This is a genomic window from Hyphomonadaceae bacterium BL14 (assembly GCA_027627705.1).
In the GTDB taxonomy this organism is placed as follows: domain Bacteria; phylum Pseudomonadota; class Alphaproteobacteria; order Caulobacterales; family Maricaulaceae; genus Oceanicaulis.
Map to the genome: position 1 here is coordinate 663440 of CP091242.1, position 13019 is coordinate 676458.

Sequence of the window (13019 nt, forward strand, 5' to 3'; positions counted from 1 at the left end):
CGTGCCCCATGCCACACCCCCACTTGCCCCCGCGCGCGGTCAGCGCGATGGTCGCGCCCTGGCTGAATCATCTGACCGAGGACGCATTCCATGGCTCTGCGCACTGGTGCCCAGCATCTCATCGACGCGCTCGCCGCTCAGGGCGTGGAGCGGATTTTCGGGGTTCCGGGGGAGAGTTATCTGGCCGCGCTGGATGCGCTGGTCGATAGCGGCATTGCCTTCATCACCTGCCGGCACGAGGCGGGGGCCGCCAATATGGCCGAAGCGGACGGCAAGCTGACCGGGCGGCCGGGCATCTGCTTTGTTACGCGCGGGCCGGGGGCGACGCAGGCGGCGGTCGGGGTGCACACGGCGTTTCAGGATTCCACCCCCATGCTGCTTCTGGTGGGTCAGGTGCGCCGCGAGGATGAGGGGCGCGAGGCGTTTCAGGAGCTCGATTACGCGCAGGCCTTCGCCGGGATCGCCAAGGCGGCGTTCGAAATTCGCGATCCCGCCCGGGTGGGCGAACAGATGATGCGCGCCTACGCGCTGGCCCTGCACGGCCGGCCCGGCCCGGTGGTAGTGGGCCTGCCCGAGGATATGCTGACTGAAGAAGCCGAGGCGCCGGCGCCGCGCGCCTTCACCCGCTCGCTGAATGATCTGGGCGCCGATACGGCCAGGACCATCGCCGCGCGCATCGACGCTGCGGAGCGCCCGCTGATCCTCGCCGGGGGCCCTGGCTGGAGTGCGGCGGCGCGTGCGGCGCTGCACGAATTTGCGGTGCGTTTCAATTGCCCCGTCGCCACAAGTTTCCGCGCCAAACATGTGTTCGACAACACCCATTCCCATTATGCAGGCGAGGCGGGGATCGGTGTGAACCCGGGCCTGCGCGATGCGCTGCGCGAGGCCGACGTGATCCTCGCCATCGGTCCGCGCCTGGGCGAGATGACCACCCAGAGCTATGAGCTTTTTGACGTGCCCGGCGGGGTGGGCGACCGCCTGATCCACATCCATCCCGGCGGCGAAGAGCTGGGCCGCGTCTATCATCCCGACATGGCCGTCACGGCCTCGCCCGGCGCGGCCATGCTCGCCATCGCAGAGGCGGCCACACCGCAAAACGCCGCCCGCCGCGCGGCCTGGGTCGCGGCGCGGCGCGCTGATTACGAAGCGTGGGTGCAGCCTGTGAGCGTCACCGGTGCGGTCAATCCATCGCAGATCTGGCGCGCCGTGTCGGCCCGTTATGGCGACAGCGCGATCATGACCAATGGCGCAGGCAATTTCGCCGCCTGGCTGCACCGGTTTTTTGATCACAGTGCGTATCCCGGTCAGCTGGCGCCCACATCGGGGGCCATGGGCTACGGCCTGCCCGCCGCCATCGCCGCCAAGCTGCGCCACCCTGACCGCCCGGTTATCGCCGTGTGCGGAGATGGCGATTTCCTGATGGCCGCGCCCGAGCTTGCCACCGCCGCCCAGCATGGCGCGAACATCGTGGTGTGTGTGTTTGACAACGGGACCTACGGCACGATCCGCATGCATCAGGAGCGCGCCTATCCCGGCCGTGTCTCGGGCACGGGCCTGGTCAATCCCGACTTCAAGGCGCTGGCGCAAAGCTTCGGCATGGCCGCCTGGTATGTGACGATGACCGACGATTTCCTGCCTGCGCTGGAGGCGGCGCTGGCGTCGGGGCGTCCGTCCCTGATCCATGTGCGCCAGTCACCCGAAGACATCGCCCCGGGCAAGAGGCTGAGCGCGCTTTAGGGCTGCCCGGCCCTGCCTTCCCGGAAACCGCGAAGCGGTTATCCGGGACCCATCCCGACACATATGAGCCGCCCCGGCGGTGGAGATAATCGGTGGATGGGTCCCGGGTCGGCTGCGCCGCCCGGGAAAGCAATATTAGTGGTGATCGGCCTTGCTTTCCGAGTTGAGAACGCGTCCCGCCACGTCCCCGCACGATAGCCGGCGCTTACGGGCCTTTGCGCGCGCCGCGCACTGGTCTATCACCCGGCCCACATCGACATGCTTCCAGGGGGCCATTCATGTCCGTCATCATCGACATCCGCGCGCGTGAGATTCTCGACAGCCGGGGCAATCCAACCGTCGAGGTGGATGTGGAGCTGGACGATGGCTCCATGGGCCGCGCGGCCGTGCCGTCGGGGGCCTCTACCGGTGCCCATGAGGCGGTGGAAAGACGCGATGGCGGCCCGCGCTATGGCGGCAAGGGCGTGCGCGAGGCCGTCGCCAGTGTCGAGGGCGAGATCTACGAGACCATAGTGGGCATTGATGCGGCCGAGCAGCGCGTCATCGACGAGGCGATGATCGATCTGGACGGCACGCCCAACAAGGCGCGCCTGGGTGCCAACGCCATTCTGGGCGTCTCGCTGGCGGTGGCCAAGGCGGCGGCGCAATCGCGCAAGCTGCCGCTTTACCGGTATCTGGGCGGGGTGAATGCGCGCATCCTGCCCGCGCCGATGATGAACGTCATCAATGGCGGCGCCCATGCCGACAATCCGGTGGATTTCCAGGAATTCATGGTCATGCCCACCGGCCTGCCCAGCTTCTCTGAAGCCCTGCGCTGCGGGTCGGAGATTTTCCACGCCCTGAAATCGCGCCTGAAAGCCGGCGGCTATTCCACCAATGTGGGCGATGAGGGCGGGTTCGCCCCCGATCTCAAAAGCGCCGAGCATTGCCTGGACGAGCTGATGGCCGCCATCGAGGCGGCCGGATACACGCCCGGCCAGGACGTGGTGCTGGCGCTGGATGTCGCCTCCACCGAGTTTTTCCGGGACGGGCGCTATGTGCTGGAGGGTGCCGGGCGCACCTGCTCGTCCGAAGAATTTGCCGCCTATCTGACTGAACTCGTGGGTGCCTACCCCATCGTCTCCATCGAGGACGGCATGGCCGAGGATGACTGGACAGGCTGGACCGCGCTCACCTCGGCGCTGGACGGCCAGTGTCAGCTGGTGGGCGATGATCTGTTCGTGACGAACCCTGAACGTCTGTGGCGCGGCATCGAGGAAGGCGCGGCCAATGCGCTTCTGGTCAAGGTCAACCAGATCGGCACGTTGTCGCAGACCCTGGACGCCGTCGAGATGGCCCTGCGCGCGGGCTATGGCGCGGTGATGAGCCACCGTTCGGGCGAAACAGAGGATTCCACCATCGCGGACCTGGCCGTCGCGACCAATTGCGGGCAGATCAAGACCGGCTCGCTGGCGCGCTCCGACCGCACCGCCAAATACAATCAGCTCCTGCGCATCGAAGCCGAACTCGGCTCGGCGGCGGCCTATGCCGGGCGCAGCGCGATCGCGGCCGGGTAGGGGGCTCCTTCACTCAACGCTGCTTTCCCGGGCGGCGTAGCCGATCCGGGATCCATCCCTTGAATTCTCCGCCGTCCCTGCGGCAGCCAGGCTCGGTGGATGGGTCCCGGCGCTCCCTCCGGTCTGCCGGGAAAGCAGTGACGGCGACATCCCCCCTGCATTCCGCCCCCGATACCGGCGCCACAGCGCTTTTGCCCCGGGTGATTCTGCGCTAAACCGTCCGCCCATGCCGCGATATATTTTCATCACCGGCGGCGTGGTCTCCTCCCTTGGAAAAGGCCTCGCTTCCGCTGCCCTTGGCGCGCTTTTGCAAGCGCGCGGGTATTCCGTGCGCCTGCGCAAGCTGGACCCCTATCTCAATGTCGATCCGGGCACGATGTCGCCCTATCAGCATGGTGAGGTCTATGTCACCGATGACGGGGCGGAGACCGATCTGGATCTGGGCCATTACGAGCGCTTCACCGGCGTGCCCGCGGCCCAGAGCGACAATATCACCACGGGGCGCATCTATTCCGACATCATCGCGCGCGAGCGCCGGGGCGATTATCTGGGTGCCACCGTCCAGGTGATTCCCCACGTCACCGACGCCATCAAGGCGTTCGTCCTGTCCGACGCCGGGGATGTGGACTTTGTCTTGTGCGAGATTGGCGGCACGGTGGGCGATATCGAGGGCCTGCCCTTCTTCGAGGCGATCCGCCAGCTGGGCCAGGAGCTGGGCCGCGACCGCTGCGTCTTCGTGCATGTCACGCTTTTGCCTTTCATCAAGGCGGCCGGCGAGATGAAGACCAAACCGACCCAGCACTCGGTCAAGGAGCTGCGCTCCATCGGCATCCAGCCCGATATCCTTCTGTGCCGTTGCGAGATTCCGCTGGACCCGTCCGACAAGCGCAAGATCGCCCTGTTCTGCAATGTACCGGAAAATGCCGTGATCGAGGGGCGCGACGCGGCCTCGCTCTATGACGTGCCCGGCGAGTACCACGCGCAGGGCTTCGATTCGGTGATCCTCGACCGGTTCGGCATTACCGACGCGCCCGAGCCCGACATGTCGGTGTGGGAGGCCATCAGCAACGCCGTCCACAATCCTGATGGTGAGGTCACCATCGCGGTGGTGGGCAAATACACGGTGCTGGCCGACGCCTATAAATCCCTGCTCGAAGCGCTCACCCATGGCGGCATCGCCAATCATGTGAAGGTGCGCGTGCGCTGGCTGGACGCCAGCCAGTTCGAAACGCCGGACAATTTTTCAGCCCTTGAAGACGTGCACGCGATTCTGGTGCCCGGCGGGTTCGGCGAACGCGGTGCCGAGGGCAAGATCGCTGCAGCCCGCTTCGCGCGCGAGCGCAAGGTGCCGTATTTCGGCATCTGCTTTGGCATGCAGATGGCGGTGATCGAGGCGGCGCGCCATCTCGCCGGCGTACCTGGCGCCGGCACGTCGGAGTTCGGTGCGCCCGCCGAGCCGGTGGTCGGCCTCCTGACCGAATGGGTCAAGGATAATGAGGTCGTGCGCCGCTATGCCGGCGGGGATCTGGGCGGCACCATGCGCCTGGGCGCGTTTCCGGCCGCGCTGAAAGACGGGTCGCGGGTGCGCGAAATCTACGGCGCTGACCGGATCGAGGAACGCCACCGCCACCGCTATGAGGTCAACATCGCCTGGCGCGGCCAGCTCGAAGCCGCCGGCCTCATCTTCTCCGGCCTGTCGCCTGACGGCGTGCTGCCCGAAATCGTGGAATACGCCGACCATCCCTGGTTCATCGGCGTGCAATTCCACCCCGAATACAAATCAAGGCCGTTTGAGCCGCACCCGCTGTTCGCCAGCTTCGTGGCGGCAGCGATCGAGCATTCGAGGCTGGTTTAAGGAGCGTGTAACCACACGTCTTTGCAGTCAACTTTTCCTCCGCTTTATGGGGAGGGTGGGGCGGAGCGCAGCTTCGGCTCGGATCGGGTGGTGGCGGAGCGCCTCGTATGGTTCTGGGCAGTCTCCCACCACACACCGCCCCATTGCCAGCCCGGTGTGAAACCGGTATAGCCCGCCGCTCACTCGCCGCGTGCGCTGTCAGGCCCCGCGCGCAAGTCCGGTTCACCTTTGACTTTGAGGGAGAGACCCATGGCGGTCCCCAAGCGCAAAACCTCTCCGTCCAAGCGCAATATGCGCCGCGGACATGATTCCATCTCCACGACGGCCTATGTCGAGGACAAGGACACCGGCGAGCTGCGCCGTCCGCACCATGTCGATCTCAAGACCGGCATGTATCGCGGCAAGCAGATTTTCACGCCGAAAGAAGACTGAACCGGCCGAGCCGGGGAGACCAGAGAGCCCTGCGCGAGTGATCGCGCGGGGCTTTTGCTTTGGGCGGTTGGTATTGACCGGACAGCGTCTCAGGCGCGGCGCCTATGGTTTGACCTGGCGTGCTGCGCGCCTCAGGCGCGCCGCACCAGCGCCTTTTCCCCGCAGCTGGGGCGGCGGATTTCCACGCTCACCACGCCGGGCAGGGCGGCGTCCAGGCGCTCGAACACCCAGTGGGCGATGGCTTCCAGCGAGGGGTGTTCCAGCCCCTCCACCTCGTTGAGCAGGCGGTGGTCCAGCTGGTCGCGGATTTTCGCCAGCTCCGCATCGATCTCCCAGAAATCACGCACCATGCCGCTCTCTGTCGCGCGCGCGCCCGACAGGGTCACCGTGCCGGCGAAGGAATGGCCGTGCAGGCGCGAGAACGGATGGTTCGCGTCCTTGTGGGTGAAATGATGGGCGGCGTCGAAGGTGAAGTCCTTCGAGATTTCCAGTACGAGTGCGGACATGGCTTCCTGACCTGAGCGTGGCGCGCCATATACAGAATGCAGCGCACAATGGAAACCGCGCGGCGCTGCAAGCGATATGAGGAGCCGTCCATGAGCCAGCCGCCCGAAGATGCAAAGCCGGTGCGCAAACCCGTCACCGCGCTGACGCTCGCCCTGTGGGCCGCACCGGTATTGGGTGGTTTCGCCGTGCTGGCCCTGGCGCTGGCCATGAACTGGCAGCCCTGGTTCGGCTATGCCGCCGTGATCGCGGGCGTGCTGGGTGCCGTCATGATGGCGGGCGAGCATTTCGGCGTGCGCGGGCAATAGACTGTTTCATATGCCCCTGCGCCGCGCGCGTTGCCCCCGCGATAGCGCGCGATCATAGTCGTCCCCATGACCAATCTGTTCCAGTCCGCCGGTCTTGAAGCCGCCGCGCCGCGCCCGCTGGCCGACCGGTTGCGTCCACAGGCCCTGAGCGATGTGGTGGGTCAGGATCATCTGATCGGCCCGGACGGCCCGCTTGGGCGCATGCTGGCGCGCGGGCATCTGGCCTCCATCATCCTGTGGGGGCCGCCGGGCGTGGGCAAGACCACGCTGGCGCGCCTGCTCAGCGATGCGGCGGGGTTGGAGTTTGACGCCATCTCGGCGGTGTTCTCCGGCGTGGCGGACTTGAAGAAAGCCTTCGACCGCGCCCGCGCCCGCCGCGCCTCGGGCCAGGGCACGTTGTTGTTCGTCGACGAGATCCATCGCTTTAACCGCGCCCAGCAGGACGGCTTTTTGCCCGTGGTGGAGGAGGGGGTGGTCACCCTGGTGGGTGCCACCACCGAAAACCCCAGCTTCGAGCTCAACGCCGCGCTCCTGTCGCGCTGTCAGGTGCTGGTGCTCAAGCGGCTGGACGCCGATGCGCTCGAACGCCTGCTCACCCGCGCCGAGGCGCTGGAGGGCCGGGCGCTGGCGCTGACGCCAGAGGCGCGCGATGTCATGATGGCGCTGGCCGACGGGGACGGGCGCTATCTGCTCAATCTGGCCGAACAGGTCTTCGCCGCCTCACCCGATACACCGCTGGCCCCGGCGGGCCTGGGCCAGCTGGTGCAGCGCCGGGCCCCGTCCTACGACAAGGCGGGCGATTCCCACTACAATCTCATCTCCGCCCTGCACAAATCCATTCGCGGTTCGGACCCGGACGCGGCGCTGTACTGGCTGGCGCGCATGCTGGAGGCGGGCGAGGACCCGCTCTTCCTCGCGCGCCGCCTGGTGCGTATGGCCAATGAGGATATTGGTCTGGCCGATCCCGGCGCGGTGCACGCGGCGCTGGCGGCCAAGGACGTGTATGATTTCCTGGGCAGTCCCGAAGGCGAGCTGGCGCTGGCCCAGGCCGTGGTCCATCTCGCCTGCGCGCCCAAATCCAACGCCGTCTACAAGGCCTGGAAGGCGGCGGTGCGCAGCGCCAAGGCGACGGGCTCCCTGAGCCCGCCCAAACACATCCTCAACGCTCCCACCAAGCTGATGAAGGCTGAAGGCTATGGCCAGGGCTATGAGTACGACCACGACGCTGCCGGCGGGGTCTCGGGTCAGGATTATTTCCCGGACGAGATGACCGACCGCCCGGTCTTCTACGAACCCAAGGACGGCGGGCGCGAGGCGCAGTTGAAAGAGCGCCTGGACCGCTGGCGGGTGCTGAGAAACGAGCGGCGGGGGCGTTAGGTTCGCCTCACCCGAACACCGCCGCAAACGGGAACAGAACCCCGATCGCCAGCGACCAGACGGTGAAGGCGATGGTCATGAACAGGAGTGCGGTCTCGCGCTTGCCGGTGAGGATGGCCGGGATGGCACCCGCCACGACCCAGATCACCATGGTGCCCAGCTGGACCAGCAGGATCGCCGCCATTTGCGCCGGCCAGAGGAGGCCAATGATGGCCAGCAGGCCCAGGCTCAGCTGGAACGCGCCGAGCAGGCGCAGATACACATCCACCTGCACCGCGTCATAGAAGAGCTTGCGCGCCGCAAAGCCCGGCGTGAACACCATGATCAGTCCCGCCCCGCCTGCCGCCAGCACGGCGGCGAGATAGAGCGCTCTCAGCGCGATGGTGTCGGCAAGGGTCAGCATGACGGCCTCCGGTGGCGGCGGGAAGGTGTGCGACGGGCCGGTAACGCGCGAAGCGGCGGCTTGGGTCCGTCGCGGACTGGTGGCGCAGCGCAGATCAGCACAAGCGGGGTCTGGCACCCGGCGCATCAGTCGTGTGGTGCCGATGTCGGCACGCTTGGGTGTCAGGATGCGCCCCCTCGCGGCAACGGGTCAAGGCGGGGCCCTAACCGAAGCCGTCTTGCATATCATTCAACGTTAAACTAAAGTGATTAGCATTGAACCAAGTGGGAGGAGGGCGCCATGGCGCAGAGCCGCAGACTGTTTCTGAAACTCGCCGGCGCGTCCGCGCTGACGGTGGTGGGGGCCGGGGCCGTGTTCACCGCAACCCGCAAGCCGGTGCGGGCGCTGGTCCCGTGGGAGACGGCGATGAGCGGCACCCATGGCGACCCCCGTCTGCGGGCGCTGGCCTGGGCCATCCTGGCGCCCAATCCGCACAATATTCAGCCCTGGCTGTTCGAGCTGGACGGCCAGGATGGCGTGCGCGTCTGGTGTGATCTGGACCGGCGCCTGCCCGCCACCGATCCGTTTGACCGCCAGATCACCATCGGCTTTGGCTGCATGCTGGAGCTTCTGCGCATGGCGGCGGCTGAGGCCGGGCTGGCGGCGCAGATCACGCCCTTCCCAGACGGCACCGGCGCGCCGCGCCTTGATGACCGCCCCATCGCCCATGTGCGGTTCGCGCCCGCCGACGCCGCACCCGACCCGCTCTTCGCCCACGCCGCCATAAGGCGCTCCGACAAAACGCCGTTTGAGGATCGGGCCATCGCGCCGGACCTGCTCGGCACGCTGCTTGAGGCCGCTGCGCCCGATCACCCGACTACGCTCATCGCCGATCCAGCGGGCGTGGAGGCGCTGCGCGACCTGACCTGGCGGGCCATGGAGGTGGAGCTGCGTGCGCCGGTGCCGCATCGTGAAAGCGTCGATCTGATGCGTATCGGACGCGCCGAAATCGAGGCCAATCCCGACGGCATTTCCCTGCAGGGTGCCATGATCGAGGCGCTCTATATGGCCGGAATGATCACGCGCGAGACGCTCGCTGATCCCGGCTCCGCGGCGTTTTCTCAAACCCTCGACATGATGCGCGCCCAGATTTACAGCGCCCAAGGCTATGCCGTCCTGACCACGCCCGGTGACACACGCGCCGAGCAATTGGAGGCAGGACGCGACTGGCTGCGCCTCAATCTGGCCGCCTGCGGCCTGGGACTGGGCTTCCAGCCGTTGAGCCAGGCGCTGCAGGAGTATGAGGCCATGGCTGGCCTCTATGCCGAGGCCCATGACCAGTTTGCGCCCGGCGGCGGGCGCGTTCAGATGATCGCGCGTCTGGGCCATGGCGCGCAGCCCGCCCGCACGCCGCGCTGGCCGCTGGAGAGCAGGATGATGGCATGAGCCGCGCCCCCGGACCCGGGCCGGATCCCGAGCTGGTGTTCGCGGTCCTCAACGAGGTGGGCATCATCCACCAGCTGTCATCCAGCGCGTTGCTCAAGGTCCTGCCTGACGGGCTGCAGATCGCCCATTTCTCGGTGCTCAACCACATGGCGCGCCTGGGTGATGGCTGGACGCCAGTGCGCCTCGCGCGCGCCTTTCAGGTCACCAAGGGTGCCATGACCAACACGCTGCAGCGGCTGGAGGCGCGCGCCCTGGTGCGCATTGAGCCTGACCCGGAAGACCGGCGCGCCAAGCGGGTCTTCTTCACGCAGGCCGGCCGTGCCATGCACGCACGCTGCCTGGCCGCCCTCGGACCGGAACTCGACCGGATGGGCACCGCGCTGGGTGCCGGGCCGTTTGAAACCGCCCTGCCGGCGCTGCAGGCGATGCGCAGCTGGCTGGACGCGGATCGCAGTCCGACGAAATAGCCGGGCTGCAGCGGCGCTCCAACGTGCCCTGCACCGCCGCCCGGCCTTGCGCGTCAGCGCGCTGCAGCCTATCGCTGCGCGCCATGAACCATCTTCTTCTCATCGCCGCGGGAGGCGCGCTGGGCGCGGTTTCGCGCCATGGCGTGAATCAGGCGTGTTTGCGCTGGATCGGGCCTGAAGCCCCCTGGGGCGTGCTGATCGTCAATCTCGCCGGATCGCTGGCGGTCGGGCTGCTGGTGGGCTGGCTGGCCCTGGCTGGGCGCGCCGACGCCACCGAGATCCGCTTTGCCTTCGGCGTCGGGTTTCTGGGTGCCTTTACCACCATGAGCGCTTTGTCGCTGGAGCTGATGTTGATGATCGAACGCAAGGCCTACCTGGAGGCGCTGGTCTGGGGCGGCGGCACGCTGATCGCCTGTGTGCTGGCCACGGGTGTCGGTCTGGCGCTGGCGCGCACGGTGTGGGTGTCATGAGCGCGGTTCAAACCCTCGAAGTCACGCAAGCCGAGGCCGACATGCGTCTGGACCGCTGGTTCAAGGCGCATTTCCCGCACATCCCCCACGGGCGGGTGGAGAAATTCCTGCGCACCGGCCAGATCCGCATCGACGGCGCACGCGCCAAGGGCAATCAGCGCCTGGAGGCGGGTCAGATCGTGCGCGTCCCGCCGATGCCCGAACCCGGCGAGATCCGCGCCGAGGCACCCTTGTCGCGCGAGGATGCGGCGTTCGCCCGCTCCATGGTGCTGTATCAGGATCATGAGCTGATCGCGCTGAACAAACCCCATGGTCTCGCGGTGCAGGGGGGCTCCAAGACCACGCGCCATCTCGACCGGCTGCTGGACGCTTTCGGCCGGGGTGATGAACGCCCGCGCCTGGTGCACCGGCTGGACAAGGACACGTCGGGCATTCTGGTGGTGGCGCGCACCGCCGACAGCGCGCGCCGGCTGTCGCGCCTGTTCCAGACCCGTGATCTTCGCAAGTATTACTGGGCCGTGGCGCTGGGCGTGCCCGCGCCCCATCATGGCGAGATCAGCGGCTTCCTGCGCAAGTCCAGCGGCCCCGATGGCGACCGCGAGCGCATGATGGCCGCGCGTCATGGCGAGGAGGGTGCCCAGCACGCGGTGACCCATTACGCTGTGGCTGACCATGCCGGACGCCGCGCCAGCTGGGTCGTGCTGAGCCCCGAAACCGGGCGTACCCACCAGCTGCGCGTCCACATGGCGGGCTTTGGCCACGCCATTCTGGGCGACGGCAAATACATGTGCGACATCCCCACGCCCGAAGGCCTGTCGCGCAAGCTCCACCTGCATGCGCGCAAGCTGGTCATCCCGCGCCCCGGCCAGCGCCCGCTGGTGCTGGAGGCGCCCTTGCCGGATCATATGAGCGAGACGTTTGCGGCCCTGGGCTTTGACTTCGACGCCGGCGCGGCCGCCGAGGAGACGCTGGCGTGAGCGGGTTGAAACTGGCCGTGTTCGATGTCGACGGCACGCTGGTGGATTCGCGCAAGGTGATCGCGCGCGCCATGACCCGCGCCTTCGAGCGCGCGGGGCTGGGTGCCATCGCCTATGACCAGGTGCGCACCATTGTGGGGCTGGAATTGTCCGAAGCCGTGGCGCGGCTGGCCCCGCCCGATTATGGCGCGCAGCGGGTGGCGGCGCTGACCGACTACTACAAACAGGCCTTCGTGGAGCAGCGCGCCGAGGCCGGCTTTTCCGAACCGCTTTATGACGGCGCGCGCGACACACTCGAACGCCTTGCCGGCGAAGGCTGGCTTCTGGGTGTGGCCACCGGCAAGGCCCGGCGCGGCCTGGACATTGTGTTCGGCCATCATGATTTGCACCGGTATTTCCAGACCCTGCACACCGTGGATGGCGGCCCGGGCAAGCCGCATCCGCGCATGGTGCTCGACGCCATGGCTGCCACCGGCGCGCGCCCGGAAGAGACCGTGGTGATCGGCGACACCTTCTGGGACATGGCCATGGCGCGCGCCGCCGACACCCACGCCATGGGCGTGAGCTGGGGCTTCCACACGGTGGATGAAATCAATGAGGCCCAGCCTCATGCCATCCACCATGATTTCGCTGCACTCAACACAGCCCTTGACGTCTTCGCCGCTGACCGGAGCGCCGCATGAGCATGTCCAAGGCCAGGGCCGAAAACCGCCCCCTGCCGCGCCGCTTCTATACCGAAGCCACAGCGGCACCAGGCGAGGGTGGCTGGCGTGTGCTGCTGGACGGGCGTCAGGTGCGCACCCCGGCCAAATCGGTTCTGGTGCTGCCCGGCGAGACCCTGGCCCGCGCCGCCGCGGCCGAATGGGCCGCCCAGGGCGAACACATCAACCCCTTCACCATGCCGGTCACGCGGCTTTGCCATGTGGCGCTGGACCGCACCGGCGATGTGCGCAAGCAGGCCGCCGCCGAAGTCGCGCGCTACGCCCGCACCGATCTTTTGAGCCATCGCGCCGAAGAATCCGCGCTGGCCGGCCGTCAGGCCGCGGCCTGGGACCCCTGGCTCGCCTGGGCCGCCATGGCGCTCGATGCCCCGCTGCATGCCGCGGTCAGCGTCACTGCCATCGATCAGCCCGATACCTCGATCGCTGCGCTGGAGCGCCGGGCCCTGGCGCTCGACAATTTCCGCCTGACGGCCCTGGTCAGCGCCGCGCCGATCCTGGGCTCGGCCGTGCTGGCCTTCGCGCTGCTGGAAGGCGAGGCGGACGCCGAATCCCTGTTTGGCGTGTCGCGGGTGGACGAGCTCTATCAGGCCGAGCGCTGGGGTGAAGACACCGAGGCCGCCGAGGCCGCCGGGAACCGCAAACGTGATCTTCTGGGCTGTGAAACAGTGTTCCGGGCCCTCGACGCAGACCAAAGCTGAGCTTTGACAGATGAAGGCCGGCTTTGACCACGCGGCGGGCGTCCATGACGACAAGAACCCCGGAGACGGCACGGTGTGCGGTGCGGGG

At 67.5% G+C, this 13019-nt stretch carries 14 protein-coding genes; 12 read left to right on the forward strand and 2 right to left on the reverse strand.

Annotated elements, in window-relative coordinates; genetic code table 11:
• Positions 1-90 precede the first annotated feature (90 nt).
• The 4 genes from L2D00_03135 (at position 91) to rpmF (ending at position 5580) form a co-directional block, all read left to right on the forward strand.
• On the forward strand, positions 91-1737 hold the full coding sequence (locus tag L2D00_03135) for a thiamine pyrophosphate-dependent enzyme (protein WBQ13689.1): 1647 nt from the start codon (positions 91-93) through the stop codon (positions 1735-1737).
• A 278-nt stretch (positions 1738-2015) separates the two neighbouring features.
• On the forward strand, positions 2016-3293 hold the full coding sequence (eno, locus tag L2D00_03140) for a phosphopyruvate hydratase (protein ID WBQ13690.1): 1278 nt from the start codon (positions 2016-2018) through the stop codon (positions 3291-3293).
• Between the two features lie 226 nt (positions 3294-3519).
• Positions 3520-5148 (forward strand): CTP synthase, encoded by a 1629-nt coding sequence (locus tag L2D00_03145; protein WBQ13691.1) that lies wholly within the window; start codon positions 3520-3522, stop codon positions 5146-5148.
• 249 nt (positions 5149-5397) lie between these two features.
• Positions 5398-5580, forward strand: coding sequence for a 50S ribosomal protein L32 (gene rpmF, locus L2D00_03150; protein WBQ13692.1), 183 nt, complete (start codon positions 5398-5400; stop codon positions 5578-5580).
• A gap of 131 nt (positions 5581-5711) precedes the next feature.
• Here the strand turns inward: rpmF and L2D00_03155 are convergent, their stop codons facing one another.
• The gene (locus tag L2D00_03155; GenBank protein ID WBQ13693.1) at positions 5712-6086 is read right to left on the reverse strand and encodes a 6-carboxytetrahydropterin synthase; all 375 of its coding nucleotides are present in this window, start codon (positions 6084-6086) and stop codon (positions 5712-5714) included.
• A 90-nt stretch (positions 6087-6176) separates the two neighbouring features.
• Between L2D00_03155 and L2D00_03160 the strand changes: the two genes are divergently transcribed.
• Entirely contained in the window at positions 6177-6392 is a 216-nt protein-coding gene (locus L2D00_03160) for a hypothetical protein (protein WBQ13694.1), read from the forward strand.
• 66 nt (positions 6393-6458) lie between these two features.
• Complete coding sequence (locus L2D00_03165) at positions 6459-7769, forward strand: replication-associated recombination protein A (protein ID WBQ13695.1); 1311 nt, start codon at positions 6459-6461, stop codon at positions 7767-7769.
• Positions 7770-7776: 7 nt separating this feature from the next.
• Here the strand turns inward: L2D00_03165 and L2D00_03170 are convergent, their stop codons facing one another.
• The gene (locus L2D00_03170; GenBank protein WBQ13696.1) at positions 7777-8172 is read right to left on the reverse strand and encodes a hypothetical protein; all 396 of its coding nucleotides are present in this window, start codon (positions 8170-8172) and stop codon (positions 7777-7779) included.
• 279 nt (positions 8173-8451) lie between these two features.
• Between L2D00_03170 and L2D00_03175 the strand changes: the two genes are divergently transcribed.
• The 6 genes from L2D00_03175 (at position 8452) to L2D00_03200 (ending at position 12931) form a co-directional block, all read left to right on the forward strand.
• On the forward strand, positions 8452-9597 hold the full coding sequence (locus L2D00_03175; GenBank protein WBQ13697.1) for a hypothetical protein: 1146 nt from the start codon (positions 8452-8454) through the stop codon (positions 9595-9597).
• Complete coding sequence (locus L2D00_03180; GenBank protein ID WBQ13698.1) at positions 9594-10064, forward strand: MarR family transcriptional regulator; 471 nt, start codon at positions 9594-9596, stop codon at positions 10062-10064. Before L2D00_03175 ends, L2D00_03180 begins: the two co-directional genes overlap by 4 nt.
• Positions 10065-10147: 83 nt before the next feature.
• Positions 10148-10534, forward strand: coding sequence for a CrcB family protein (locus L2D00_03185; GenBank protein WBQ13699.1), 387 nt, complete (start codon positions 10148-10150; stop codon positions 10532-10534).
• Positions 10531-11511: an RluA family pseudouridine synthase gene (locus L2D00_03190; GenBank protein ID WBQ13700.1), complete on the forward strand. Its 981-nt coding sequence runs from the start codon at positions 10531-10533 to the stop codon at positions 11509-11511. The genes L2D00_03185 and L2D00_03190 overlap by 4 nt, the downstream gene beginning before the upstream one ends.
• On the forward strand, positions 11508-12194 hold the full coding sequence (locus L2D00_03195; GenBank protein ID WBQ13701.1) for an HAD-IA family hydrolase: 687 nt from the start codon (positions 11508-11510) through the stop codon (positions 12192-12194). The genes L2D00_03190 and L2D00_03195 overlap by 4 nt, the downstream gene beginning before the upstream one ends.
• Positions 12191-12931: an ATPase gene (locus L2D00_03200; protein ID WBQ13702.1), complete on the forward strand. Its 741-nt coding sequence runs from the start codon at positions 12191-12193 to the stop codon at positions 12929-12931. Before L2D00_03195 ends, L2D00_03200 begins: the two co-directional genes overlap by 4 nt.
• The last annotated feature ends 88 nt before the right edge of the window (positions 12932-13019 follow it).

Excerpts from the sequence above, each read along its gene's own strand:
- L2D00_03145 (WBQ13691.1), top strand. The coding sequence starts at position 3,520 with ATGCCGCGATATATTTTCATCACCGGCGGCGTGGTCTCCTCCCTTGGA.
- L2D00_03175 (WBQ13697.1), top strand. The coding sequence starts at position 8,452 with ATGGCGCAGAGCCGCAGACTGTTTCTGAAACTCGCCGGCGCGTCCGCG.
- L2D00_03135 (WBQ13689.1), top strand. The coding sequence starts at position 91 with ATGGCTCTGCGCACTGGTGCCCAGCATCTCATCGACGCGCTCGCCGCT.
- L2D00_03180 (WBQ13698.1), top strand. The coding sequence starts at position 9,594 with ATGAGCCGCGCCCCCGGACCCGGGCCGGATCCCGAGCTGGTGTTCGCG.
- L2D00_03160 (WBQ13694.1), top strand. The coding sequence starts at position 6,177 with ATGAGCCAGCCGCCCGAAGATGCAAAGCCGGTGCGCAAACCCGTCACC.
- L2D00_03185 (WBQ13699.1), top strand. The coding sequence starts at position 10,148 with ATGAACCATCTTCTTCTCATCGCCGCGGGAGGCGCGCTGGGCGCGGTT.
- rpmF (WBQ13692.1), top strand. The coding sequence starts at position 5,398 with ATGGCGGTCCCCAAGCGCAAAACCTCTCCGTCCAAGCGCAATATGCGC.
- L2D00_03165 (WBQ13695.1), top strand. The coding sequence starts at position 6,459 with ATGACCAATCTGTTCCAGTCCGCCGGTCTTGAAGCCGCCGCGCCGCGC.
- L2D00_03170 (WBQ13696.1), bottom strand. The coding sequence starts at position 8,172 with ATGCTGACCCTTGCCGACACCATCGCGCTGAGAGCGCTCTATCTCGCC.
- L2D00_03155 (WBQ13693.1), bottom strand. The coding sequence starts at position 6,086 with ATGTCCGCACTCGTACTGGAAATCTCGAAGGACTTCACCTTCGACGCC.
- L2D00_03200 (WBQ13702.1), top strand. The coding sequence starts at position 12,191 with ATGAGCATGTCCAAGGCCAGGGCCGAAAACCGCCCCCTGCCGCGCCGC.
- L2D00_03190 (WBQ13700.1), top strand. The coding sequence starts at position 10,531 with ATGAGCGCGGTTCAAACCCTCGAAGTCACGCAAGCCGAGGCCGACATG.
- eno (WBQ13690.1), top strand. The coding sequence starts at position 2,016 with ATGTCCGTCATCATCGACATCCGCGCGCGTGAGATTCTCGACAGCCGG.